At 66.0% G+C, this 25,229-nt stretch carries 24 protein-coding genes; 13 read left to right on the top strand and 11 right to left on the bottom strand.

The features are described 5' to 3' along the window. Position 1: 1 nt before the first annotated feature. Entirely contained in the window at positions 2-919 is a 918-nt protein-coding gene (locus tag ASD94_RS14745) for a dihydrodipicolinate synthase family protein (RefSeq protein WP_056644218.1), read from the bottom strand. Between the two features lie 289 nt (positions 920-1,208). On the opposite strand from ASD94_RS14745, the gene alaS reads away from it, so the two are divergent. Continuing rightward, on the top strand, positions 1,209-3,836 hold the full coding sequence (gene alaS, locus ASD94_RS14750; protein WP_056644221.1) for an alanine--tRNA ligase: 2,628 nt from the start codon (positions 1,209-1,211) through the stop codon (positions 3,834-3,836). A gap of 101 nt (positions 3,837-3,937) precedes the next feature. Continuing rightward, positions 3,938-6,919: an HD domain-containing phosphohydrolase gene (locus ASD94_RS14755; protein ID WP_056644223.1), complete on the top strand. Its 2,982-nt coding sequence runs from the start codon at positions 3,938-3,940 to the stop codon at positions 6,917-6,919. A gap of 131 nt (positions 6,920-7,050) precedes the next feature. Here ASD94_RS14755 and ASD94_RS14760 read toward each other — a convergent pair whose 3' ends face one another. From ASD94_RS14760 to ASD94_RS14780, 5 genes are all read right to left on the bottom strand, one after another. Continuing rightward, on the bottom strand, positions 7,051-8,106 hold the full coding sequence (locus ASD94_RS14760; protein ID WP_056644224.1) for a GGDEF domain-containing protein: 1,056 nt from the start codon (positions 8,104-8,106) through the stop codon (positions 7,051-7,053). 38 nt (positions 8,107-8,144) lie between these two features. Continuing rightward, the gene (trmB, locus tag ASD94_RS14765) at positions 8,145-8,918 is read right to left on the bottom strand and encodes a tRNA (guanosine(46)-N7)-methyltransferase TrmB (protein WP_056644226.1); all 774 of its coding nucleotides are present in this window, start codon (positions 8,916-8,918) and stop codon (positions 8,145-8,147) included. Continuing rightward, entirely contained in the window at positions 8,915-9,928 is a 1,014-nt protein-coding gene (gene gluQRS / locus ASD94_RS14770) for a tRNA glutamyl-Q(34) synthetase GluQRS (RefSeq protein ID WP_056644228.1), read from the bottom strand. The genes trmB and gluQRS overlap by 4 nt, the downstream gene beginning before the upstream one ends. Then, positions 9,925-11,058: an NAD(P)/FAD-dependent oxidoreductase gene (locus ASD94_RS14775; RefSeq protein WP_156391444.1), complete on the bottom strand. Its 1,134-nt coding sequence runs from the start codon at positions 11,056-11,058 to the stop codon at positions 9,925-9,927. The genes gluQRS and ASD94_RS14775 overlap by 4 nt, the downstream gene beginning before the upstream one ends. Before the next feature lie 96 nt (positions 11,059-11,154). Further along, positions 11,155-12,093, bottom strand: coding sequence for a LysR family transcriptional regulator (locus ASD94_RS14780; RefSeq protein ID WP_056644234.1), 939 nt, complete (start codon positions 12,091-12,093; stop codon positions 11,155-11,157). 104 nt (positions 12,094-12,197) lie between these two features. On the opposite strand from ASD94_RS14780, the gene ASD94_RS14785 reads away from it, so the two are divergent. From ASD94_RS14785 to ASD94_RS14805, 5 genes are all read left to right on the top strand, one after another. Then, complete coding sequence (locus ASD94_RS14785) at positions 12,198-12,899, top strand: pirin family protein (protein WP_056644236.1); 702 nt, start codon at positions 12,198-12,200, stop codon at positions 12,897-12,899. A gap of 40 nt (positions 12,900-12,939) precedes the next feature. Next, entirely contained in the window at positions 12,940-13,353 is a 414-nt protein-coding gene (locus ASD94_RS14790; protein WP_056644238.1) for a DoxX family protein, read from the top strand. A 132-nt stretch (positions 13,354-13,485) separates the two neighbouring features. Further along, positions 13,486-14,040, top strand: coding sequence for a flavodoxin family protein (locus ASD94_RS14795; RefSeq protein WP_056644239.1), 555 nt, complete (start codon positions 13,486-13,488; stop codon positions 14,038-14,040). 59 nt (positions 14,041-14,099) lie between these two features. Then, entirely contained in the window at positions 14,100-14,507 is a 408-nt protein-coding gene (locus tag ASD94_RS14800; RefSeq protein ID WP_056644241.1) for an OsmC family protein, read from the top strand. Continuing rightward, positions 14,504-15,397, top strand: a complete 894-nt coding sequence (locus ASD94_RS14805) for a pirin family protein (RefSeq protein WP_056644244.1) — start codon at positions 14,504-14,506, stop codon at positions 15,395-15,397. Before ASD94_RS14800 ends, ASD94_RS14805 begins: the two co-directional genes overlap by 4 nt. A 60-nt stretch (positions 15,398-15,457) precedes the next feature. Here the strand turns inward: ASD94_RS14805 and ASD94_RS14810 are convergent, their stop codons facing one another. The 4 genes from ASD94_RS14810 to ASD94_RS14825 all read right to left on the bottom strand — a co-directional run bounded on the left by ASD94_RS14810 (position 15,458) and on the right by ASD94_RS14825 (position 19,735). Further along, positions 15,458-16,234: a sulfurtransferase gene (locus ASD94_RS14810; RefSeq protein WP_056644246.1), complete on the bottom strand. Its 777-nt coding sequence runs from the start codon at positions 16,232-16,234 to the stop codon at positions 15,458-15,460. Between the two features lie 82 nt (positions 16,235-16,316). Beyond that, the gene (locus ASD94_RS14815; RefSeq protein WP_056645019.1) at positions 16,317-17,171 is read right to left on the bottom strand and encodes a MinD/ParA family protein; all 855 of its coding nucleotides are present in this window, start codon (positions 17,169-17,171) and stop codon (positions 16,317-16,319) included. Between the two features lie 10 nt (positions 17,172-17,181). Further along, positions 17,182-17,955 (bottom strand): GGDEF domain-containing protein, encoded by a 774-nt coding sequence (locus ASD94_RS14820; RefSeq protein WP_056645024.1) that lies wholly within the window; start codon positions 17,953-17,955, stop codon positions 17,182-17,184. Positions 17,956-18,046: 91 nt separating this feature from the next. Beyond that, positions 18,047-19,735, bottom strand: a complete 1,689-nt coding sequence (locus ASD94_RS14825) for a SulP family inorganic anion transporter (RefSeq protein ID WP_056644247.1) — start codon at positions 19,733-19,735, stop codon at positions 18,047-18,049. Between the two features lie 170 nt (positions 19,736-19,905). Here ASD94_RS14825 and ASD94_RS14830 point away from each other — a divergent pair, with 170 nt between their 5' ends. The 4 genes from ASD94_RS14830 to ASD94_RS23315 all read left to right on the top strand — a co-directional run bounded on the left by ASD94_RS14830 (position 19,906) and on the right by ASD94_RS23315 (position 22,909). After that, a complete protein-coding gene (locus tag ASD94_RS14830; protein WP_056644250.1) occupies positions 19,906-20,397 on the top strand; it encodes a BON domain-containing protein in 492 nt (163 codons plus the stop codon). Between the two features lie 44 nt (positions 20,398-20,441). Further along, positions 20,442-21,680, top strand: coding sequence for a PLP-dependent transferase (locus tag ASD94_RS14835; protein WP_056644252.1), 1,239 nt, complete (start codon positions 20,442-20,444; stop codon positions 21,678-21,680). Positions 21,681-21,806: 126 nt separating this feature from the next. After that, the gene (locus tag ASD94_RS14840) at positions 21,807-22,676 is read left to right on the top strand and encodes a DUF2189 domain-containing protein (protein ID WP_235510676.1); all 870 of its coding nucleotides are present in this window, start codon (positions 21,807-21,809) and stop codon (positions 22,674-22,676) included. Positions 22,677-22,723: 47 nt separating this feature from the next. Further along, positions 22,724-22,909 carry a hypothetical protein gene (locus ASD94_RS23315; protein ID WP_082576891.1) on the top strand — a complete coding sequence of 62 codons (186 nt, stop codon included), beginning with the start codon at positions 22,724-22,726 and terminating at the stop codon, positions 22,907-22,909. A 15-nt stretch (positions 22,910-22,924) separates the two neighbouring features. On the opposite strand, the gene ASD94_RS14845 is transcribed toward ASD94_RS23315, so the two are convergent. After that, positions 22,925-23,605, bottom strand: coding sequence for an arylesterase (locus ASD94_RS14845; RefSeq protein WP_056644254.1), 681 nt, complete (start codon positions 23,603-23,605; stop codon positions 22,925-22,927). Between the two features lie 15 nt (positions 23,606-23,620). Between ASD94_RS14845 and ASD94_RS14850 the strand changes: the two genes are divergently transcribed. Next, the gene (locus tag ASD94_RS14850; RefSeq protein ID WP_056644256.1) at positions 23,621-24,322 is read left to right on the top strand and encodes an ABC transporter ATP-binding protein; all 702 of its coding nucleotides are present in this window, start codon (positions 23,621-23,623) and stop codon (positions 24,320-24,322) included. Between the two features lie 118 nt (positions 24,323-24,440). After that, a complete protein-coding gene (rlmB, locus tag ASD94_RS14855) occupies positions 24,441-25,187 on the top strand; it encodes a 23S rRNA (guanosine(2251)-2'-O)-methyltransferase RlmB (protein ID WP_056644258.1) in 747 nt (248 codons plus the stop codon). The last annotated feature ends 42 nt before the right edge of the window (positions 25,188-25,229 follow it).

Raw genomic sequence — 25,229 nt, forward strand, 5'->3', positions numbered from 1 at the left:
GTCATGCGACGGATTGGTACTGGGTGGGACGCGTTGCCAAGGCCTTGCGTACCACGCTCTCGACAAACGCGCGCTCTTCACCCACCAGCGGCAGGCGGGGGCGGCGCATGTGTTCGGTGCCCACGCCCACCAGTGCGTCGATGAGCTTGAGGTTTTGAACCAGTTTGTTCGATACATCCAGGTGCAGCATGGGCGTCATCCACTGGTACAGCGGCAGCGCCTCGGCAAATTTGCCTGCCTTCATCAGGTCGTACAGTGCCACGGTCTCGCGCGGGAAGGCGCAGCCCACACCGGCCAGCAGGCCGTCGCAGCCCAAGGCCAGGCCTTCGTAGGCCAGGTCATCCACGCCCAGGAAGAGCTGGTAGCGGTCGCCCACGGTATTGCGCAGGTCGGTGATGCGGCGGATGTCGCCCGTGCTTTCCTTGATGGCGGCAATCCATTCGCAATCGGCCAGCTCGACCATGTGCTCGGGCTTCAGGTCCACGCGGTAGGCGACAGGGTTGTTGTAGACCATCAAGGGGCGCTGGGCAGCGCCCGCCATGGCGCGCACGTTGGCCATGGCCTCGCGGGCGTCGGCCACGTAGATCACCGAGGGCATGACCATGTAGCCCGCCACGCCCAGCTGGTTGCCGCCGTCGATGTAGCGCAGCGCCTCCCGGGTGCTGGTTTCGGACACGTTGGCCAGCACGGGCACACGGCCGTCAGCGGCTTCGAGCGCGATCTGTGCAACCTTCAGCTTTTCTTCCAGGCTCAGCGTACTGGCTTCGCCCAGGGAGCCGCAGGTCACCAGGCCATGGATCCCGTTGCGGATCTGGAAGTCAATGTGGCGGGCCGTGCCTTCGGCGTCGATGGACTCGTCGGCGTGGAACTTGGTGGTGATGGCGGGGAAGATGCCTTGCCAGCGGGGTTGTGGGTTCACAGGGTGCTCCTTGGGTGCGGTGGGCGATGAAGTTATTAATATATTAACAAGATATTTAAACCATGCAAACGAATTTTTGGGCAAACACAACCGATGGCCAGGTGAACAAGGGGCAGGGGCGGGCATGGAACATCGCAAACCGTAGGCCGCCAATTGCTGTCGCGGCGCCGCAACGGCCTAAGGCCTGCAAACCTATAATGAAAGGTTGGTCCCCATAGGGGCAGCGACAGGCAGCGCACAGGCGCGGGTCCTGCGGTCTGCCTGCTCCGTGCAACCACTCCACAACACCATGAGCACTCCCACTTTTTCTGTCGCTGACATCCGCAAGTCCTTCCTGGACTTCTTCGTCTCCAAGGGCCACACCGTTGTGGCGTCCAGCCCCCTAGTGCCCGGCAACGATCCCACGCTGATGTTCACGAACTCGGGCATGGTGCAGTTCAAGGACGTATTCCTGGGTACCGACAAGCGTTCGTACAACCGCGCGGTGTCCGTGCAGGCCTGCCTGCGTGCCGGTGGCAAGCACAATGACCTGGAGAACGTGGGCTACACCGCACGCCACCACACGTTCTTTGAAATGCTGGGCAACTGGTCGTTTGGCGACTACTTCAAGCGCGAGTCGCTCAAGTGGGCCTGGGAGCTGCTGACCGAGGTCTACAAGCTGCCTCCGGAGCGCCTGCTGGCCACGGTGTACCAGGAAGACGACGAGGCCTACGACATCTGGACCAAGGAAATCGGCCTGCCGCCCGAACGCGTGATCCGCATCGGTGACAACAAGGGCGGCCGCTACAAGTCCGACAACTTCTGGATGATGGCCGACACCGGCCCCTGCGGTCCGTGCAGCGAAATCTTCTATGACCACGGCCCGCACATCGCAGGCGGCCCTCCTGGCAGCCCTGACGAAGACGGCGACCGCTTCATCGAGATCTGGAACAACGTGTTCATGCAGTTCGACATGGACGAAACCGGTGCCGTAACGCCGCTGCCAGCGCCCTGCGTGGACACCGGTATGGGCCTGGAGCGCTTGGCAGCCATCCTGCAACACGTGCACAGCAACTACGAGATCGACCTGTTTGATGCGCTGATCAAGGCCGCTGGCCGCGAGACCGGCGTGGCCGACCTCAACAACAAGAGCCTGCGCGTGATTGCCGACCACATCCGCGCCACCGCGTTCCTGGTGAGCGACGGTGTGATCCCCAGCAACGAAGGCCGTGGCTACGTGCAGCGCCGCATCGTGCGCCGCGCCATCCGCCACGGGTACAAGCTGGGCAAGAAGACCCCGTTCTTCCACAAGCTGGTGGCTGACCTGGTCCGCCTGATGGGCGATGCCTATCCGTCGCTGCGCGAGCAGGAGCAGCGCATCACCGACGTGCTGAAGGTGGAGGAAGAGCGATTCTTCGAGACGCTGGCCAACGGCATGGAAATCCTGGATGCGGCCCTCGACGGCGGCGCCAAGGTGCTGCCCGGCGACGTGGCCTTCAAGCTGCACGACACCTACGGCTTCCCGCTGGACCTGACCAACGACGTGTGCCGCGAACGCGACGTGGAAGTCGACGAAGCCGGTTTCAAGGTGGCCATGGAAAAGCAGAAGGCCCAGGCCCGCGCTGCTGGCAAGTTCAAGATGGACAAGGCACTGGAATACACCGGTGCAGCCAACCAGTTCACGGGCTATGAACATCTCGCAGAGACTGCAAAAATCATAGCAATCTATGTAGATGGTACTAGCGCTGCGGCGCTAAAAGCTGGCCAAAACGGCGTGGTGGTGCTCGACACGACCCCCTTCTATGCCGAAAGCGGTGGCCAGGTGGGCGACGAAGGCACCATCACCAGTGGCTCCGCCCGTTTTGCGGTGGGCGACACGCTCAAGATCAAGGCCGATGTGTTTGGCCACCACGGCACGCTGGAAGAGGGCACGCTGAACGTGGGCGACACGGTGCAGGCGCAGGTCAACACCGCCGTGCGCGCCGCCACCATGCGCAACCACTCGGTGACGCACATCATGCACAAGGCCCTGCGCGAAGTGCTGGGCAGCCACGTGCAGCAAAAGGGCAGCTTGGTCAACGCCGACCGCACGCGGTTTGACTTTACGCACAACGGCGCAGTGACTGCCGTCGAGATCCGAGAGATTGAGCGCCGCGTCAACGAAGAAATCCTGGCCAATCTGCCCACGCAGGCGCGCGTGATGGACATCGAATCGGCCCAGAAGACCGGCGCCATGATGCTGTTTGGCGAGAAGTACGGCGAAACCGTGCGCGTGCTGGACATCGGCTCCAGCCGCGAGCTGTGCGGCGGTACGCACGTGCAGCGCACGGGCGACATCGGCCTGTTCAAGGTGGTGGGCGAAGGCGGCGTGGCCGCAGGCATCCGCCGTATCGAAGCCGTGACAGGCGCCAACGCCTTGGCGTACCTGCAGAACCTGGAAGACACCGTGAACCAGGCTGCCAGCACCCTCAAGGCGCCGGTGGCCGAGCTCAACGGCCGCATCAGCCAGGCGCTCGACAACGCCCGCGCGCTCGAAAAGGAAGTGGCGGCCCTCAAGGGCAAGCTGGCCTCCAGCCAGGGCGATGAGCTGGTGAACCAAGCGGTGGAAGTGAAGGGCCTGAAGGTGCTGGCCGCCGCGTTGCCGGGTGCCGACGCCAAGACTCTGCGCGACACCATGGACAAGCTCAAGGACAAGCTCAAGACCGCTGCCATCGTGCTGGCTGCGGTGGATGGCGACAAGGTGCAGATTGCTGCAGGCGTCACTGCCGACAGCGTGGGCAAGCTCAAGGCCGGCGAGCTGGTCAACTTTGTGGCCCAGCAAGTGGGCGGCAAGGGTGGCGGCAAGCCCGACATGGCCATGGCCGGCGGCACCGATGCCTCCAAGCTGCCTGCAGCGCTGGCCTCGGTGACGGGCTGGATCACGCAGCAACTGGGCTGATGCCTGGGGTTGCCACAGCGGCCCACGCCGCTGTGGTGTGGCAGCCATGGCTGCCAAAAAGAGGGTGACGGAACGCGGGCTTTCACCCTACAGTGCAGCGCATGGACACCTTGCGCGACAGCCCCCGAGACCCGCCGCCGTCCGCTGTTCTCCGGGGCGGTGCGGCGGCTTCCGTGGGGCAAGACACTCACCTGCCGTGGTGGCGCCGCATCACGATCCCGTTTGAGGTCCTGATCGCGACCGTGGTTGTCACCGCCATGCTGCTGCTCACCGCGCTGCTGGTGTACCAGGTCAGTACCAGTGCTCGCCAGGCCATCATCTCGGCGTCGGACGAGAGTGCGCAGCGCATCAGCCAGCTCATCGCCGAACGGGTGCACCGCATCGTGGACCCGGCCGACGCCACCATTCGCCTGCTGGCGTTCGACCCGGTGGCCTCGGCGTCCACCTTGCCCGCGCGGCTGCGGCGCCTGCCCGTGCTGGCTCGGCTGCTGGAGCAGAACCCGTTGCTGTCGGCAGTGTTCATCGGTTACCCGGACGGGCAGTTCTTGTTGGTACGACCGGTGCGCAACGATGCCTTGCGCCTGCGGCTGGACGCACCGCTCAAAACCGCCTACCTGGTGCAGTCCATGGCCCGCGAACGCGGCGGGGCGGGCATGGTGGGGCGCTGGAGTTATTACGACGCTGACTTGCGGTCGATCGACTCGGCCGTCCGTCCCGAATACCGTTACGACCCCCGCACCCGGCCCTGGTACGCCGAGGCGCTGGAGCAGAACACCCAGATCCTGACAGCGCCCTACGTTTTTTTCACCACGCAGGAGGTCGGCATCACCCTGAGCCAGCCCAGTGAGGACGGGCGGGCCGTGATGGGCCTGGACGTGGCCCTGACCGACCTGGGGCACGAGATCAGCGGGCTGCGCCTGATGCCCCGCACCGAGATCGCCGTGGTGGACAAGGACCGACGCGTGCTGGCCTACCCTGACATGTCGCGCGTGCTCATGAGCGACGGCAATGCGCCCGGCCTGCGGCTGCGTGCCATGGATGACCTGGGCGTGCCCAGCCTGCTGGCGCTGCAGGCGCTGGGCCTGAAGGACGGCGAGTCCCGCCGCCTGCAGGCGGGTGGCGAGGAATGGCTGGGCCGGTCGCTGCCGTTGGCGTCCATGCGCTGGCAGGGGCTGCAGATTCTGATGGCGATCCCCACCAAGGAACTGCTGGCCGAGGTGAACAACAACCTGCGCCAGCAGGTGTGGCTGTCGGTGTCGCTCATCGGCCTGATGTTGCCTTTGGGCTGGCTGGCGGGCCGGCGCGTGGGGCGCAGTCTGTTCGGACTGGCGTCGCAGGCACGGGCGCTGGCCCGGTTTGATTTCCGGCGGCCAGAGCGCCGGGTATCGCCCGTGCGCGAGGTGCGTGACCTGGGGCAGGTGATGGACCGTATGTCCTACACCATCCAGGAGTTTCTGCACATCACCCACCACATCAGCGCCGAGTCGCGCACCGACCTGATGCTGTCGAGCGTGCTGTACGAGCTGGTGCGTGCCACCAGTTGCACGGGGGGTGCGGTGTACCTGGTGGACCCACAACGCGCCGGTCTGTTGCGCGCGGCCCGCCATTGTGAAGACCCGGAACAGCAGTCGCGCTACCCCGAGCACCTGGCCATGGTGCATTTCATCAACCCCACCGAGCCGCAACCGGGCGACCAGCACGAGGACGACGACGAGACCGAGCCCGCACGCGTGTTGCGGGTGCAGCTGCGCACCCGCGATGGACAGCCCCTGGGCCTGCTGGTACTGCGGTATGTCGCTGACCAGATGCAGGACGACGCGCATTTCCGGGCGTTTGTCGAGAAGCTCTCGGGCACGCTGTCGGTCGCCATTGAGACCCGCAGCCTGATCGAAGGGCAGAAGAAGCTGCTGGACGCCGTCATCCGCCTGCTGGCCGATGCGATCGACGCCAAGAGCCCCTACACCGGTGGTCACTGCGAGCGCGTGCCCGAGCTGGCCGAGGCGCTGATGGAGCGCATGTGTGCGGCCAAGGAGGGGCCGTTTGCGCAGGTCACCATGACCGATGCCGAACGCTACGAGTTCCGCCTGGGCGCCTGGCTGCACGACTGCGGCAAGGTCACCAGCCCCGAGCACATCATCGACAAGGCCACCAAACTGGAGACGCTCTACAACCGCATTCACGAGGTGCGCATGCGCTTTGAGGTGCTGTGGCGCGACGCGGAGCTGGACTACTGGAAGCAGCACGTGTCGGGGGTAGACCCGGTGCGCCTGCAGCGCGAACTGCTGCAACGGCGCGAGCAGCTGCAGGACGATTTTGCCTTTGTGGCCCGCTGCAACGTGGGCGGCGAGTTCATGGCCGGGGCCGACATGGCCCGCCTCAAGGCCGTGGGGCGCCAACTGTGGCAACGGCATTTTGACGACCGCCTGGGCCTGTCGGCCGCCGAGAAGTTGCGGCTGGCTGCTGTGCCCGCGCGCCCGCTGCCGGCCAATGAACCTCTGCTGGCAGACCGGCCCGAACATGTCGTGCCCTGGGGGCTGCGCAAACCACCGGTGGAGGCGGGCAATCCGGCCAACCACTGGGGCTTCGACATGGCGCTGCCGCCCTGCGAAGCGAACCTGGGCGAACTGCACAACCTGTCCATCGAGCGGGGCACGCTCACGGCCGAAGACCGGTTCAAGATCAATGACCACATCGTGCAGACCATCATCATGCTCAGCGGCCTGCCGTTTCCGCCACACCTGGCACGCGTGCCGGCGATTGCCGGGTCACACCACGAAAAGCTGGATGGCACCGGCTACCCCCGACGCCTGAAGGCGGCTGAGCTGACGCTGGCCGACCGTGTGATGACACTGGCCGATATCTTTGAGGCGCTGACTGCGGCCGACCGGCCCTACAAGCCGCCCAAGACCCTGTCCGAGTCGCTCAAGATCATGACCCACATGGTGCGCGAGCGGCACATCGATGCCGAGGTGTTCCGCTTTTTTCTGACCAGTGGCGTGTGGCGCGACTACGCAGAGCGCTTTCTGGCGCCTGCGCAGCGCGATGAGGTCAACGTGGCGGCGATCCTGGAGTCGCTGGGCTGAGAAGAGGTGTGAACCAACCTGCCATGCCCGCTCGGCCGTCCCAGATTGAATAACGCCGTCCGAGGCCTCGCAGCCTCGCCCACGTACCGGCGGCGGTTGACGCCTCGGCGGGGTCACCACTCGCGGTGGGGTCAGAACAGTTCGACGTCGTCGTTGGCCACTTTGGTGGCCAGTTGGCCGCTGGCGACCAGGGCGTCATAGAAGCAGACCTGGTTGCGGCCGTGTTCCTTGGCGTAGTACAGCGCCTGGTCGGCCTGGCCCAGGATTTCCACGGGCGAGCCGCGCGTGGTGCCCACAAAACCCAGGCTCACCGTGACCTGGCCCACCTGCGGGAAGTGGTACTCCTGCACGGCCAGCCGGAAGCGGTTGAACACCTTGTGGGCGGTGCTCAGCGTGGTGGAGCGCAGCAGCACCACAAACTCTTCGCCGCCAAAACGGAAGATGCGGTCGTGGCTGCGGAACGAGCTGCGCAGGATGTTGGCGATGAGGATCAGCACCTCGTCGCCATACAAGTGGCCGAAGCGGTCGTTGACCTGTTTGAAGTGGTCGATGTCCACCACCGCCAGCCATTGCTGCACAGGCTCGTTGTCGCTGGCGCCGGCGCCTTCATCGGCCGCAAAGGACTCGGTGACCGCGCCCGAGCGGCTGGCCAGCCCGCTCATGGTGTAGCGGGAGAACTGCTCGTCAAACGTCTTGCGATTGAACAGGCCGGTGAGCGCGTCTCGCTCGCTGTAGTCGAGCAGGCTCTGGTAGTTCTGGTACACCTGAAACACGCCCATCAGCACGTCCAGCTTGTGGGCCGAGAACGGGCGCGACTGCGTGATCTCCAGGCAGGTGCTGACCTTGTCGTGCATCCACACAGGCAGCCACAGCATGTAGCGGCCCCGACGGGGCGAAGCCAGGGCGCTCTCGCCATGGTTGTCCACGCAGTCCCGCAAGGCGGGGTACTGGTCCAGAGGCTCGCGGCGGGGGTCTGCCGCGGCTTCGGAGTCGGTGGAGACCAGCTGGCCGTTGTCTACCCAGGTGCGGGGGCGCACATGGGGCACGCCGCCGTCCGTGAACAGCTCCAGGGCCCTGACCTCGATGATGCTGCTGAGCTTTTGCACCGTGGACAGCACCGACACCTCCAGCCGCAGGTGGTCGCGGTGGCCGGTCATCTCCACCAGGTTTTGGAGGATGGGCTTCATGGGGGCGGTCTGGCGGGCCGGTCGGGGCATGTCGGTGGTCAGTTGCGGCGCACGAAGACCACGTCCCAGACGCCATGACCCAGCCGCAGGCCGCGGTTCTCGAATTTGGTCAGGGGGCGATAGTCGGGCTGGGGTGCAAAGCCGGTGGCGGTGTTTTGCAGCAAGGGCTCGGCGCTGAGCACCTGCAGCATCTGGTCGGCATAGGGTTGCCAGTCGGTGGCGCAATGCAGGTAGCCACCAAGCTTGAGGCGGTCGGCCAGCTTGGCCACCAGTGGTGGCTGGATGAGGCGGCGCTTGTTGTGCTTCTTCTTGTGCCAGGGGTCCGGGAAGAAGATGTGCACGCCGTCCAGGCTGCCCTCAGGCAGCATGTGGTCGATGACCTCCACCGCGTCGTGCTGCAGGATGCGGATATTGGTCAGTTCCTGCTCGCCGATGCGCTTGAGCAAGGCTCCCACACCGGGTTCGTGCACTTCACAGCACAGAAAATTGTCGTCGGGCCGTACGCGGGCGATGTGGGCCGTGGCCTCGCCCATGCCAAAGCCGATCTCCAGCACCAGCGGCGCGCTGCGGCCAAAGGCGGCGGGGGCGTCCAGGGGGGCGGGGGAGTAGGGCAGCACAAAACGTGGGCCAAAGTCTTCAAAGGCCTTGGCCTGCCCCGTGGTGGTGCGGCCGGCGCGGCGCACAAAGCTCTTGATGGTTTTGGGGTGGGTCACACCGGCGGGAGCAGTGCCCTGCACGGTGGGCGCTGTGGGTGTGGTGGCTGCGGCGGGCGCAGCACTGGTGGGGGCGGTAGCTGTTGTCAATTCGGTCACGGTGGGCCATTGTAGTTTCGTCGCCACGCCGCCACCCAGTGTGTCAGTGCGTCGGCAATGCAAATGTTGTGCAGATTTGCCACAGCGGGCAGGCCCAGTGCCAGCGCGGCCTGTGACAGGGCCTGCAGGGAGTGCTGCAGGTCCAGCGCCTGCGCGCCGTTTTGTTTGGAGAGTTTCTCGCCGTTGTCGCCACACACCAAGGGGGTGTGCAGGTAGCGCGGCGTGGGCAGCCCCAGGGCCTGCTGCAGCAGGATCTGGCGGGGCGTGTTGTCCGCCAGGTCTTCACCCCGGACCACATCGGTGATGCCCTGGTCGGCGTCGTCCACCACCACGGCCAGTTGGTAGGCCCATAGCCCGTCTGCGCGGCGCAGCACAAAGTCGCCCACGGCAGTCGCGACCTGTTGCTGCTGATGGCCCAGGCGGCGGTCCTCCCACTGGAGCACTCCGTCTGCTACTGAATATGTAGCACCCCGGGCATGATCCACTAGCGCAATCGGCTGTTTTGGCTTGAAGTCGGAGACATTGAAGCGCCAGGAGCGCCCCGTGCGGCCGTGCAGACCTCGGCGGCAGGTTCCCGGGTAGGGCAGCGCGGCATGTCGCTCGCGGGCATGGCCCTGTGCGGCATGGGCGTCCTCGATGTCCTTGCGTGAACAGGCGCAGGGGTAGGCATTGCCCTGCGCGACCAGCTGGTCCAGCGCGTGCTGGTACAGCCCGCTGCGCGCTGACTGCCACTGGGGCGGTGCATCGGGGTGCAGGCCACAGGTGGCCAGTTGCTGCAGGATGAAGGCATCGGCCCCCGGCACGCAGCGGGGCTGGTCCACATCCTCGATGCGCACCAGCCACCGACCGTTGTGTGCGCGTGCATCCAGCCAGCTGGCCAGCGCGGCCACCAGAGAGCCCGCATGCAGCGGGCCCGTGGGGGAGGGGGCAAACCGCCCCACATAGCGCCCCTCAGCGCGTGCTGCGGGGCTGCCCTCATCGTGCGGCGTTGCGCCCACGCCCCCCGTCATGCCACGGCAAGTGCCAGTTCCAGGCCAGACACAAAGGCGTCTTCCAGCCGGTGGCCCAGGCACCAGTCTCCGCAGGCACCCAGCCCGGCCTTGGCGTCCCACAGGTGGCTCTTGCCCAGGGGGTGGGTGGTTTGGGCATAGCGCCAGCGGCGGGTGTCGGCGTGCGCGGGCTCGGCACGGATGCCGGTGACCTCGGCAAATGCCTTGAGCAGCTTGGCCTGCACACGGGCTTCGTCGTCTTCGAGGTGCTCTGCCGACCAGGCGGGGCTGGCCTGCACCGTCCAGCGCTCCACCACGTTGCGGCCGGGCTTGGAGGACTCGCGTGCCAGCCAGGCAATGCGGTGGTGGGTGCTGCGCGCGGCGTTCCACTGGGGGCCCAGTGTTGTCAGGCCAGGGCGAACCGCCTGGGGGTAGGCGAGCATCAGGGTCCAGCAGGGAGCGATGGCCACCTTGGACATGGCGTCGGCCAGCGGGGTGTCCAGCCCCGAGCCGGAAATCAAGGCCTGCGCGGGCACCGAGGGCTGGGCCAGCAGCACCGCGTCAAAGCCCGCATACACATGCTGCTCGCCGCCAGCGCCTTCAGTGCGCAACTGCCAGCCCGGCGCGTTCACGGCGTCGGGTTCGATGCGCGTGACGCGGGTGTGGGTGACGAGCTGGCCTGCCTGGGCCAGCGGTTCGGCCCAGGTGGCCACCAGCGATTGCATGCCCGGGCTGGCCACCCAATGGGCCTCGCGGTGGGGCAAGCCCACGGCGGCCACGCGGCCTGCGGCGTCCAGCACCTGGACCGAATTTGCGCTCCAGCGCTTGCAGATGCCGGGCACGGTGTCGATGGCACGGGCAAAACGCGGGTCGCGCACCGTGAAATATTGGGCGCCTGCATCAAAGTTGCCAAACGGGCTGTCGATGGTGGAGGTGCGGCCGCCAGCCTGGTTCGATTTCTCGAACACCGTCACGCGGTGGCCGGCCTGCACCAGGGTGCGGGCGCAGGCAATGCCTGCCATGCCCGCGCCGATGATGGCGAAGTGGCGCTGGGGTTTGCCGGAGGGGGTGGCGGGAGCTGCGGGGACTGCGGATTCGGCGGCGCTGGTGCGTCGGAGCCGTTTGGCGGGGAGGGGATCAGGTTTGCTCATGGGGGCCTTTCGGTGACGGTCGGCAAAAGAAATGCGATGCAAAACCAACAGGAACCACTCTACACGCGGTGCAGGCCTGTGCGCACTTGATCGGGGTCAGAAATGATGGTGGTTTTCCAGCAGAGCGCGGCGTGTGGTGGGGCTTTGGAGCTGGTTCAGCCACCACTGCAGCGCGCGGCCCGGTGCGGTGAAGCCCGGGCCGCCCCAGGCGTAGTGCACGCGCACGTTGCGTTCAGGGCGGGCCACGCGGCGCGCTACCAGCCGCCCGGCCTCCAGGTAGGGGCGCACCATGGGTTCGGGCAAGAAGCCGCCACCCAGGCCGCGCAACTGCACGCGCACCTTGGCCTGCATGGTGTCCACTGTCAGCACGTCCTGCCCGCCCAGCAGGCCCATGGTGGCGCCGCCGCGCGTGGCCGAATCGGCCACGGCGACGGCACGGTGTTCGAGGAGCATGGCGTCAGAGATGGGTTCGGGCGCCGTGGCCAGCGGGTGGTGGGGCGCCACCACATAGATGAAGAGCACTTCGCCCAGCGTGCCCTGCTGCAGTCCCGCCACGCTGGTGCCCGCCACCGACACGCCAATGGCCAGGTCGGCCCGGCCGGAGGTCAGCGCCTCCAGCGTGCCGGTCATGATGCCGTCGCGCAGTTTCAGGCGCGTGGGGGGCTTCATGGCGTAGAACGCATCCACCAGCTCCAGCAGGGTGTGGGGCGAGATGATGCCGTCGATGGAGAGTGTGAGCTGCGGCTCCCAGCCCGTAGCCACCCGGCGCACACGGTGGGCCACGGCGTCGATGTCCTGCAGCAGGCGTGCGCCTTCGCGCAGCAGTTCCACCCCGGCCTCGGTGGGACGGGCCTGGCGTGCGCTGCGGTCAAACAGCAGCACGTCGAGCGCGTCTTCGATCTGGCGCACGCGATAGGTGAGCGCGCTGGGCACCAGGCCCAGTTGCCGCGCGGCGGCGGCAAAGCTGCCCGCCTCGGCAATCACCTGCAACATGGTCAGCGCATCGGGGGTGAGGACATCGCGGGCGTTTTGCATGGTAGTGCCATGTTAATTCAGATTATTTGAACATTCCCATCAATCCGCCTGTGCCTGCTGCGGGCGTCGCAGTCCTACAGTTGAGTCTTGAAAGGAGCACTCACATGCTGACTGTTCGTAAATCGCAAGACCGGGGCCACGCCGACCATGGCTGGCTCAATTCCTTCCACAGCTTCTCGTTCGCCGGCTACTACGATCCTGCCCACATGGGCTTTGGCAACCTGCGCGTCATCAACGAAGACCGCATTGCGCCGGGTACCGGGTTTGGCACCCATGGCCACCGCGACATGGAAATCATCAGCTACGTGCTGTCGGGCGAACTGGCCCACAAGGACAGCATGGGTAACGTCAAGGGCATCCCGCCCGGTGACGTGCAGCGCATGAGTGCAGGCACCGGCGTGCAGCACAGCGAGTTCAACCACGCTGCGGGCCAGACCACGCACTTCTTGCAGATCTGGATCGAGCCCAATGTGCGCGGCATCCCTCCCAGCTACGAGCAAAAGACCTTTGCCGAAGCGGAAAAGCGCGGCGCCCTGCGCCTGGTGGCGTCGCCCGATGGCGCCCAGGGCTCGGTCAAGATCCATGCCGATGCGGCCTTGTATGCAGGCCTGCTGAATGGGGACGAGTCCGTCAACCTGGCGCTGAACCCGGCCCGCAAGACCTATGTGCACCTGGTGCGCGGTGCGCTGACCGCCAACGGCCAGGCCCTGTCGGGCGGCGATGCGCTGCTGATGGAAAAAGAAACCACCTTGTCGTTGACCGATGGCCACGACGCCGAGGTGCTGGTGTTTGACCTGGCCGCCTGATCTTTACTTCGTAACCACTTTCACTCAGGAGTTCTCCACCATGTTCACATCCCTGCAAAACCCTCTGGCCCTGGCATCGCGTCTCCTGCTGGCCGCCCTGTTCCTGCCTGCGGGCATCAGCAAGCTCACCGGCTTTGCCGGTACCGTGGGCTACATCACTTCGGTGGGCCTGCCCATGCCCACGGTGGCAGCAGCCATTGCGGCGGCTGTTGAAGTGCTGGGCAGCCTGGCGCTGATCTTTGGCGTGGGCACCCGGTTTGCTGCCCTGGCTCTGGCGTTCTTCACCCTGGTGGCCAGCTTCTTCTTCCATGCCTACTGGAACCTGCCCGCCGACAAGCAAATGATGCAGCAGCTCTTGTTCTTCAAGAACGTGGGCGTGACCGGCGGCCTGCTGGCCCTGGCAGCGTTTGGTGCCGGCGCCTGGAGCCTGGACGCACGTAGCTCGGACCGCTGATCGCACTCGCGTGAATATCGCGTGAATGAATGGGCCTGCAGCCCGCGGGGCTGCGGGTTCTGGCATTCAATTCGCCCTGGCTGATTGTTTTCCCCTTCCTTGTTCCCCTATCGTTTCAACAGGAGTTTTCTCATGGCACAGATCGCAGTTGTCTATCACTCGGGTTATGGGCACACGCAACGCCTGGCGCAGGCCGTGGCCGAGGGCGCAGGCGCCCAGCTGGTCGCCATTGATGCAGACGGCAATTTGCCCGAAGGCGGTTGGGAAACGCTGGCCGCGGCCAGCGCCATCATCTTTGGCTCGCCCACCTACATGGCCGGCCCCAGCTGGCAGTTCAAGAAATTTGCTGACGCCTCGTCCAAGCCCTGGTTCAGCCAGGCGTGGAAGGACAAGCTCTTCGCCGGCTTCACCAACAGCGCCAGCACCAATGGCGACAAGCAGGTCACGCTGGACTACCTGTTCCACCTGGCTATGCAGCACGGCGGCCTGTGGGTGGGCAATGGCATGATGCCTGCCAACTCCAAGGCGGCCACGCGCAACGACGTGAACTGGATCGGCTCGTTCAGCGGCGCCATGTCCCAGTCGCCGTCCGACGCCTCGGCCGCCGAGATGTTCCCTGGCGACCTGGAGACGGGCAAGCAGTTCGGCCAGCGCGTGGCCGACGTGGCCCGCCGACTCGACCGTTAAGGTCAAGCCCCCTTTTGGCGCTACAGTGGCGCGCCCCAATACAACCAGGAGAACACCCCATGGCAGTTGAATTGCGGCGCGTCCCCGGCGCGCCCATGGCCCAGACCGTGCACATCCGTGCGCACGACCTCGTGGCCGATGGCAGTGTGGAAGAGGGCGGCACCGACAGCGGCCCCAGCCCGCACGACCTGTATGACGCTGCCCTGGGGGCCTGCAAGGCGCTCACGGTGTTGTGGTACGCGCGCCGCAAGGGCCTGCCGGTGGACGATGTGCAGACCGTGGTCGAGCGCGACGCATCGGCCGAACGCACGGGGGTCTACCGCCTCGCGACCCGGCTGCAGGTCAGCGGTGACCTCACCGATGCCCAGATCGCCGAGCTGGAAACCGTGGCGCAGAAATGCCCTGTGCACAAGCTGATGACCACGGTGACGACCGAGATCAGCACTTCGTTGGAGCGTGCATCATGAGCGATACCCCCAGCTTTCTGCCCCTCACGGGCCATGCCAAGGACCTGGGCGGCGGTTTCACCGTGCGCCGCCTGCTGCCCGCTGTGCAGCGCAAGGCCGTGGGGCCCTTCCTGTTCTTCGACCACTTCGGTCCGGTGACCGTCGCTCCGGGCGACAGCCACGACGTGCGGCCCCATCCGCACATTGGCCTGGCGACGGTGACCTACCTGTTCTCGGGCGCCATCATGCACCGCGACAGCCTGGGCTACGTGCAGCAGATCGAGCCCGGCGCCATCAATTGGATGACGGCGGGGCGGGGCATCGTGCACTCCGAGCGCCGCCCGGAGAGCCTGGCAAACCAGCCGTATGTGAACCACGGCATCCAGCTGTGGGCTGCGCTGCCAGTGGCCCACGAAGAAGCCGACCCCTCGTTTGTGCACACGCCAGCTGCGGCCATCCCACAGGTGCAGGTGGATGGGGCCAGCGTGCGGGTGCTGATCGGCGAGGCATTTGGTCAGACCTCGCCGGTGGCCACGTACTCGCGCACCTTGTACCTGGACGTGCAGCTGCCCGCTGGCGCCACCTTGGAGATCCCGGCACTGGTGCCCGAGCTGGCGGTGTACACCGTCGATGCCCCCGTGGCGCTGAACGGCGATGAGGTGCCTGCGCACATTCTGGCCGTGGCGGAACCTGGCCAGCCCCTGCGTTTGACGGCGGGTGAGGGCGCCGTGCGCCTGATGGTGATTGGCGGCGAGCCGCTGGATGCGCCGCGCCACATGTGGTGGAACTTTGTCTCCAGCCGCAAGGACCGCATCGTGCAGGCCGCCAGCGACTGGGAGGCACAAGCGATGGGCCAGGTGCCGGGCGAGGTGGAATGGATTCCCCTGCCGGAACACCGCTTCAAAGCGTGATCAACGCGTGATGTTTGGATAAAAATGGGCTGTAGTGCTAGTAGATAAAGCGCTGGCAGCTCATGATTTGATAGCGTTTTCTGCGGCCGCTGCGGGAGCGTCGGTGGCAAGCCCGGTGTCCAGCACCCGGCGCTCGTCGAACACAAAACACCCGCCGTGGTAGTGCGCGCCGTCGGTCAGCTCAAAGTATTTCAGAATGCCGCCTTCCAGCTGGTAGACATGCGACAGGCCTTCCTCGCGCATGAGAATGGCGGCCTTCTCGCAGCGGATGCCACCGGTGCAGAAGCTCACCACTGTCTTGTCCTGCAGCTCGCTCCGGTGCGCTCGCAAGGCGGGGGGGAACTCAGTGAACTTGTCGATGCGCCAGTCGATGGCATTGTCAAAAGTGCCTGCGTCCACCTCAAAGGCGTTGCGGGTGTCCAGCGTGACCACTTCGCGGCCTTCATCGTCGTGCCCCTGGTCCAGCCAGCGGCGCAGCGTGACAGGGTCCACGGCGGGCGCACGGCCCGCGGCAGGGCGGATGGTGGGGTGGTCCATGCGGATGATCTCGCGCTTGACCTTGACCAGCATCTTGCGAAACGGCACTGTGGCCGACCAGCTTTCCTTGGGTTCCAGGTCGGAAAAGCGGCTATCAGTGCGCAGCTGTGCGACAAAACCCCGCACGGCGTCGGCTGGGCCCGCCAGAAAGAAGTTGATGCCTTCCTCCGCCAGCAGGATGGTGCCCTTGAGCTGGGCGGCCGCCGCACGCTCATGCAGCACCTCGCGCAGCGCGGCGGCATCGGGCAGCGGCACAAACTTGTAGCAGGAGATGTTGAGGACGGTGTCGGTGGTGTTCACGGCAGTAAAAAAGCACAAAGGCCCGCTGGCGGGCCTGTGGGTCACGGTGGCCGGGCTGCGCATTGCGCTGCCGGTGTTCGGGTCAGGCCGCGGGTGACAGCAGCGTGGACTCGATCTTGTTGGCCAATTGGGCAATCGCCAGGGCCGCAGGGCAGCCCGGGGTTTGCAGCAGCAGCAACTGGCGGCGCATGACGGCGTCGCGCACTGAGGGGTCGGCCGGGATGTCGCCCATGTGGATCAAGCGCATCGGGCGGCCGGATTCGGTGGAGACAAAACGGTCCAGCACCTGCTGCAGCTGGCTGGTGATGGCACGGCCATCGCCGGGGCGCGCGGCCTGGTTGATGACCATGCGCACATGCTGGCGCTTTTGCTGCATGGCCAGGACCTTGATGGCGGCATAGGCGTCGGTGAGCGAGGTGGGCTCGGGGGTGGCCACGATGAGGACCTCGGAGGCCAGCGACACCGAGAAAAGCACCACGTCGGAGATACCAGCGCCAGTGTCGAGCAGCACCACGTCGTAGCGGGGCGTGAGTGCCTGGATCACGTTCAGGAACTGGTTGCGCACTTCGGGCGTGAGGCGCGAATACTCCACCATGCCCGAGCCAGCCAGCAGCACATCAAAGCCACCAGGGGCGGCGATCACGGCGTCGTCCAGCGCGGCCTTGCCGGTGAACACATCGTGCAGGGTGATTTTTGGGTGCAGGTTCAGCACCACATCCAGGTTGGCCAGGCCCAGGTCGGCGTCGAGCACCAGCACGCGCTGGCCCCGGCGGGTGAGGGCCGCAGCCAGGTTGGCCGATACAAAAGTCTTGCCGACGCCCCCTTTGCCGCTGGTCACCGCAATGATGCGGGCGCCAGAAGCAGCCGAGGCCAGGGGGGCGGCAGGGCCTGCAGGGGCTACAGGCGTTGTGGGTTGGGGGGACAGCGCGTCGCTCATCATCTAACTTTCAGTAGGCGCTGCCTGTTGGGTTGGGGTCCAGTGGAGGCAGATCGCCCCAACCCGAGGGGGTGTAGAGCGGGCCAAACAACAGGCTTTTCTCTTCGGCACTGACGGTGCTGTCGGGTTGTTCCTCGATGCTGACATGGTTGCGGCCCGATGCCTTGGCCTGGTAGAGCTGGTGGTCGGCCCGGTCGGTCCAGAGCAGGGTGGTGGAGCGGATCCACTGCATGGCAAACGCGCCACCAATGCTCACCGTCACGTTCAATTCCACCGTCGGGGAGATGCGGATGGCCGTATTGGCCACCGCACGCCGGATGCGCTCTGCCACGACCCGGCCAAAGGCAGCCTGGCAGGCGGGAAGCACCACGGCAAATTCTTCGCCGCCGTAGCGAGCCAGGGTGTCCATCGGGCGCACACAGGCGCTGAGCGTGCGGCCCACCGACTGCAGCACCACGTCACCGGCCAGGTGGCCATGGGTGTCGTTCACTTTTTTGAAGTGGTCAATGTCCAGCATCAGCAGCAGGGCGGCTTCGCCCGAGCGGGTGACGCGGTCGATCTCGCGTTCCAGCACGGCGCGGAAGTGCCTGCGGTTGGCCAGGCCTGTGAGGGGGTCTTTGAGCGACAGCTCGCACAGGCCGTCAATCAGGCCTTGCAAGTACAGCGAGGGCACCTCGCGGTGCAGTGCTGCCTCGCTGCCGCCGGCCTGAGCCACCAGAGCGTGGGCAGTATCCAGGCGAAGGTCGCGCAGATCTACCAGATGAGAGGCCGCAGAATCAGACACAAATGGGAACAAGAAAAGTTGGGCAAGTGTACCAGCGCGCCAGCAAGAACAGGGCCAACGCAGGGCGCGCGCTGCGTCGTTGAAATGTGGTCTATGCCCTGGGCACGGGCTCCGGAAGCTGCTGCAGTGCCACCAGCGCCTCGGCGTCAGTGCGGTACATGGCAAGGCCCGGGCGCAGCTCCAGCAGTCCGGCCTGGCGCAGCACCTGTTCTACCGGCAGCTTCAGTCCGCTCAGGTGCAAAGTGCCGCCTCGCAGTTCCATCTGAGTCAGCAGTTGGGCAAAGGTTTCCACGCCGGTCACGTCGATGCGGTTGATGGGCTGCGACAGCAGGCACAGGTGCACCACCTCGGGGTGGGCGGCCAGGTGTTCGGTCACGCGCCGCTCCAGGGCGCTGGCGGAGGCAAAGTCCAGCTCCGCGTCCATGCGCAGCGCCAGCAACCGGGGGGCCAGTGGTGGCAACTGCCACAGGTGCCGGTCGCGCAGGCTGCCGTCAGGGTGCAGACCCACCTCGATGATGCGCGGGTGCAGGCGCTGGTATAAAAAATGGCTCAGATTCATCAGCAGGCCCACCAGCACGCCCCAGTACATGCGGGGTGCGGTGGCCAGGGTCAGGGCAAAGGTGACGCCGCCGATCACCGCCTCCACCCGCGACACGCGCCATAGCCGCAGCAGGGTGCCCGGCTTGATGAGGCTGGTGACGGCGGTGACCACCACCGCCGCCAGCACCGACTGCGGCACGTGGTACAGCGCGGGCGTGAGCCACAGCAGCACGACCAGCACCAGGCTGATGGCGAACAGCGTTGCCCAGCCCGTCTTGGCGCCCGCATAGAGGTTGATGGCCGAGCGCGAGAACGATGCGCTGGTGGCAAAACTGCCGCACAGGCCGCTGCTGATCTTGGCCAGGCCCTGGCCGATCAGGTCTTGGTTTTCGTTCCATTGCTCCTTGGAGCGCTGGCTCTCCACCTTGGCGCTCGATGCGGTTTCGAGAAAGCTCACCAGCGTCACGACCAGCACCGGCATGACCAGTGCGCTGAAGCTGGACCAGGGCAGGGCGCCCGGCCAATAGGGGGCTGGCAAGCCCGAGGGCAACGCGCCCACCACCGCGCCCCCGGCGTCGGCGTAGCCCAGGGCCCAGCTCAAGGCGCCTGCCGCACCCACCACCACAATCGCGGCCGGAAACTGCGGCAGCCAGCGGCGCGCCAGCATCAGCAAGGCAAGGCTGCCCAGGCCGAAGCCCGCCGCCATCAGGTCAAACAGTCCGGGCGACGGCGTGGATAGCAGTGCGCCCCAGTCGGCGGCCCGCAGCCCGGTCAGTGCCGCGAGCTGCGACCCCAGGATGAGCAGTGCCGCCGCTTGCGTAAACCCGTTGAGCACGGGCGAGGTCACGAGGTTGAGCAACCAGCCAAAGCGTGCCATGCCCATCACCATCTGCAGCAGACCCGACAGCAGTGCCATCCAGGCTGCCAGTGCCACCCATTGCGCGCTGCCAGGCTCGGCCAGTCCGGTGAGCGAAGCGCCGATCAGCAGGCTGGTGAGCGCGGTGGGCCCCACACCGAGCCGGGTGGACGAGCTGAAGAGCACCGCGACCAGCGCCGGAATCAGCGATGCGTAGATGCCGGTGACCAGCGGCATGCCTGCCAGTGCGGCATAAGCTACGCCCTGTGGCACCAGCATCAGGCCCACCGTCATGCCTGCCCAGAACTCGCCCTTGAGCAGGTGCCGGTCGGGGCGAGGCCATTTCAGAAAGGGAAGCCAGCGTGCGAGCGATTGCAGGGTCATGCTGCCGATTGTCGCGCGCCGCCGGGGGCGGCGAGTGACGGGCGAAGGGACAGGGCAGAGATTGCGGGTTCAGGCGCCTCCGTCCTACAGACACTTCGGTGGTGTCCGACCCGCAGTCCCAAAACGGCTACCTACAGTTTGCACCTGTACCAACCGCAAGGAGTGACTGCATGAATTCCCATAATCTGATCGACCGACCCACCCATCGCATTGCCAGCATCCTGGCTGTGAGTGCACTGGCCCTGGGATTGGCAGCCTGCAGCAAGACCGAGGAGCCTACAGTGGGGCAGCGTCTGGACTCTGCCGTCGAAAAGACCGAGCAGGCAGCCGCCGACGCCCGCGTGAAGGCCGAGGGCGCCATGCAGAAGGCAGAGACCAAGATGGAGCAGGGCGCTGCCAACGCAGAAGCCACCGCCAAGGATGCTGCCAATACGGCCAAGGGCGCGATGGACGATGCCACCATCACCGCCCAGGTGAATGCCGGCCTGGCCAAAGACCCCGATTTGAGTGCACTCAAGATCAACGTGGATACGGTCAATGGCAAGGTCACGCTCAACGGCCCCGCACCCTCCAAGGTGGCCCGGGACCGCGCCGAAACCATCGCCAAAGGCGTGAGCGGCGTGACCTCGGTGAACAACCAACTGGTCGTGACGGCGGGTTGATACCCCGCTGACCGCCCCACTGCGGCGCCCGGTGCCGCGCTACCATGGCTGGCATGAAAGACCACGACATTGATCTTGCCACTCGCATCGTCCACCACGACTACCAGCCTCCGGCCGGGTTTGTAGCCCCTCAAACGGGGGTGTACAAGGCCTCCACGGTCATCTTCCCCAATGTCGCGGCCATGCGCTCGCGCGAGTGGAAGGACAAGAGCGGCTACACCTACGGGCTGCACGGCACGCCCACTACCTTCATTCTTGAAGAACGACTGTGTGCGCTGGAAGGCGGCCTGCAGTGCGTGCTGGTGCCCAGCGGCCTGGCCGCCATTGCCAATGTGGGGCTCGCCCTGCTCCAGCCTGGGGACGAGGTGCTGATCCCGGACAACGCCTATGGCCCCGGCAAAGACCTCGCCAACGGCGAGCTGGCGCGGTTCGGTATCACCCACGTGTTCTACGATCCGCTGGACCCTGCCGATCTTGCGGCCCGTATCACCCCGGCCACCCGGCTGGTCTGGCTGGAGGCCCCGGGTTCGGTCAGCATGGAGTTCCCCGACCTGTGCGAGCAGGTACGCATCTGCCGCGCTCGTGGCGTGACGACCGCGCTGGACAACACCTGGGGAGCGGGCCTTGCGTTTGCACCGTTTGACCTGACCGGCGATGGCAGCCTGGGTGTGGACATTTCGGCCCACGCGCTCACCAAGTACCCCAGTGGTGGAGGTGACGTGCTCATGGGCAGCGTCATCACGCGCGACCTGGGCCTGCACACGAAGATCAAGCTCACGCACATGCGGCTGGGCCTGGGGGTGGGGGCCAACGACGCCGAGGCCGTGCTGCGTGCGCTGCCCAGCATCGGGCTGCGCTACCGCGCCCATGATGAGGCTGCCCGCAGCCTCGCGCGCTGGTTGCAGCAGCAGCCAGCCGTCGTGCAGGTGCTGCACCCCGCACTGGAAGGCGCACCCGGCCATGCGCACTGGAAGGCCCTCTGTGGTGCAGCGCAGGGCGGCCAGGGGCTTGCAGCCGGCCTGTTCAGTGTGATGATCGACGCCCGTTACACGCAGCAGCAGGTGGATGCGTTCTGCGACGGCCTGCGACTGTTCAAGCTGGGCTACAGCTGGGGCGGCCCCATGAGCTTGGTCGTGCCCTACAACATCGCCAGCATGCGCAGCCGCCCACCGGCCCATTTGAAGCCGGGCACGCTGGTGCGGTTTTCGATCGGGCTGGAGGCCGTGGAGGATCTGCGGCGCGATCTGCAGCAGGCGATGGAGCGCGCTTTCCCGCCAGCCTGAGTCCGGCGGGGCGCGAATGCGTCGTTGTCCGCTGGCGTTGGAACCCGGGCGTGCATGAGCGGAACGCGGGCGGGATACGGGCTTTCCTCAGTGGCGCTGCGGCGGCGCCGGGCTTAGTGTGGCGGCATGACCGTGACATCGTCCAAGCCCGCCCCCGATGCGCCGAGCGCGCCTGGTGCTTCAGAGTCCCAACACGCCGAGGCCATTGCCAGTCGGGTGAAGGCCCAGACCGCGCAGCCTGTACAACTGCAGCCCTTGCGCTTGGCCGACCCCTTCCGATGGTTGCGGCGCGGCCTGGAGGACGTGCGCGCTGCGCCAGGCATCGCTGTGTTCTACGGCGTGTGCTTCTGGATCATGGCCGTGGTGCTGGGCTGGGTGTTCCGCACGCGGCCCGAATACACCATGTCGCTGGCCAGCGGCTGTCTGCTGGTGGGCCCGTTTCTGGCCATGGGGCTGTATGACACCAGCCGCCGGCGCGAAGCGGGCCTCCAACCCCAGCTCAGCGAGTCGCTCACCTGCTGGGACAGCCACATGGGCAGCATGGGCATGCTGGTACTGGTGCTGGTGGTGCTGGAGCTGCTGTGGGGCCGTGCGTCGCTGGTGGTGTTTGCGGTGTTCTTCAATACGGGTATGCCGTCGACCACCGGCGTGCTTCAGGCAGTGTTCAACCCGCAAAACTGGAGTTTTGTGGCGGTGTACATGGTGGTGGGCGGCGTGTTTGCGGGGCTGGTGTTTTCGACCTCGGTGGTATCCATCCCCATGATCCTGGACCGTGACACCGACGCGCTGACTGCGGGCATCACCAGCATGCGGGTGGTGATCGAAAACACCGGGGTGATGCTGTTGTGGGGGGCGTTGATCACCCTCATCGTGGCCGCCTCGCTGTGGTTCTGGGGCGTAGGCCTGGTGCTGGCGGGGCCCGTGCTGGGCTTTGGCAGCTGGCATGCGTACCGGGCGTCCGTCATCCCGCTGCAGCGCCCCCCAGCGGGGGCCTGAAAACCCCGTGCTGTTACAGTGGGTCTCAACTTCAGGAAGCTACTACCTTGGCAACACCCAACTACGGATACGAAAAACGCCAGCGCGAACTCGCCAAAAAACAAAAAAAGGAAGAGAAGCTGAGGGCCAAAACACAGCGCAGGCCGAACGATCCGCAAGGGGATGACCAGCCCGCTGACGACCAGCCAGCGGGCGATGCAGGTGATCCCGGGCAGCCCTCCGCAGGCGCCTGAGTTCTTGGCTGCGTTTTAGCGCAGCAACTTTTTCAGCTCTGGCCACACGTTGGCCAGCATCTGCGGATGCGCTTCGGCGCGGGGGTGGATGCGGTCGGGCTGGAACAAGCGCGTCGGGTCCGGCCCGTCCGCCACCCCTTTCAAGAAGAATGGCACCACCGCTGTCTTGTGGGTCTGCGCCACGCTGGTGAACAGGCCCGCAAACTTGTTGGCGTAGTCGGTGCCATAGTTGGGCGGCACCTGCATGCCCACCAGCAAAACCTTGGCCCCGGCCTTTTGCGCCGTCTGGGTCATCCAGGTCAGGTTCTCTTCGGTGTTCTTGAGCGGCAGGCCGCGCAGGGCGTCGTTGCCGCCCAGCTCGATCACGACGTGCGTGGGCTTGTGCTGGGCCAGCAATGCCGCCAAGCGCGAGCGGCCGCCCGAGGTGGTCTCGCCGCTCACGCTGGCATTGACCACGGTGGCCGCAAGCTTGTCTTGAGCCAGCTGCTTTTCCAGCAGCGCCACCCAGCCCGTGCCGCGCGCCAAGCCGTATTCGGCGCTGAGCGAATCTCCCAGCACCAGGATCACGGGGGCGCGTCCGGCAGCCCCGGCCTTGGCGGCGGCCTGCGCAAAGGCGGTGGGCGCACAAAGCCCCACCACCAGGCCGATCGATGCGCTCAGGATAAAGTGGCGCCGTTGCTGCAGATTGCGAATCAAAGTAAAGAGCCTTTCATGTCCGAATCCTCCCCACTGCCCAAGACGCCGCCAGCCACCCCCATCATTGCCGTGGAGCATGTGTTCAAGTCGGTGACGGATTCCACCGGAACCCTCGACATTCTGCGGGATATCGATTTCCGTCTGGCTGCCAGGGAAACGGCGGCCATCGTTGGTGCCTCGGGCTCGGGCAAAAGCACGCTGCTGTCCATCATCGCGGGGCTCGATACGCCCACCCGCGGCACGGTGCGGCTGGACGGCCATGACCTGTTCGCCATCGACGAAGACGCGCGGGCCGCGCTGCGTGCCCAGAAGGTGGGCTTTGTGTTCCAGAGCTTCCAGCTCATGGGCAACCTGACGGCGCTGGAGAACGTGATGCTGCCGCTGGAGCTGGCCGACCGCCGCGATGCGCGCAAAGCCGCCACCGAGATGCTGGCACGCGTGGGGCTGGGCCAGCGCCTGTCGCACTACCCCAAGGTGCTGTCGGGCGGCGAGCAGCAGCGCGTGGCCCTGGCCCGGGCGTTTGTGGTCCAACCCGCCGTGCTGCTGGCGGACGAACCCACGGGCAGCCTGGACTTCGCGACGGGCGAAACCATCATGAAGCTCATGTTCGAGCTGAACCGTGAGTTGGGCACGACCCTGGTGCTGGTGACCCACGACCGCGCGATTGCTGCGCAGTGCGAGCGGCGCATCACCATCGACGCAGGGCGCGTGGTGTAAGGGGTTAGCGGGATTATTTGAGCTTTTTAGACCGCAGGCGCTAGTGGAGCATACGCAAGCAGCTATGAAATTGATAGTGCTCTGAGGGAGGGTGTCGCGCCCAGCGGATAATCCCCCCATGTCCAGCCCCAAAGTTCTCTTCGGCTTTCACGCCGTGGGCGTGCGTCTGAAGACCGCGCCGAAATCCATCATCGAGATTTACTACGAAGCCACGCGGCGCGATGCGCGCATGCGCCAGTTTCTCGACCGTGCCCGCGAGGCCGGTGCCCGCCTTATTGAAGCCGACAGCGTGCGCATTGCCAAGCTGGCTGGCAGCCACGGCCACCAGGGCGTGGCCGCGCGGGTAGAGCCCGTGAAGGTAGCCACCTCGCTGGATGAGCTGCTGGAGGATCTGGAAGCCGCTGGCATCGAGCAGCCCCTGCTGCTGGTGCTGGACGGCGTCACCGACCCGCACAACCTCGGCGCCTGCCTGCGAGTGGCTGACGGAGCGGGCGCGCATGCCGTTATCGCCCCAAAGGACCACGCTGTGGGCATCAACGCCACCGTGGCCAAGGTGGCCAGCGGCGCGGCCGAGACCATGCCGTACTTCATGGTCACCAACCTGGCGCGCACCCTGAACGAACTGAAGGAGCGCAACATCTGGTGCATCGGCACCAGCGACGATGCGCCCAAGACCATCTACCAGGTGGACCTGAAAGGCCCCGTGGCCTTGGTGCTGGGCGCCGAGGGCGACGGCATGCGCCAGCTCACGCGCAAGACCTGCGACGAGCTGGTCAGCATCCCCATGAAGGGCGCGGTCGAAAGCCTGAACGTCTCGGTGGCCAGCGGCGTGTGCCTGTACGAAGCGCTGCGCCAGAGGACTTGATCCTCGGCCCTTTGGTTACTTTGGCGCCACAGCCGAAAGCAC

Source organism: Acidovorax sp. Root70, assembly GCF_001428225.1.
Classification (GTDB): domain Bacteria; phylum Pseudomonadota; class Gammaproteobacteria; order Burkholderiales; family Burkholderiaceae_C; genus Acidovorax.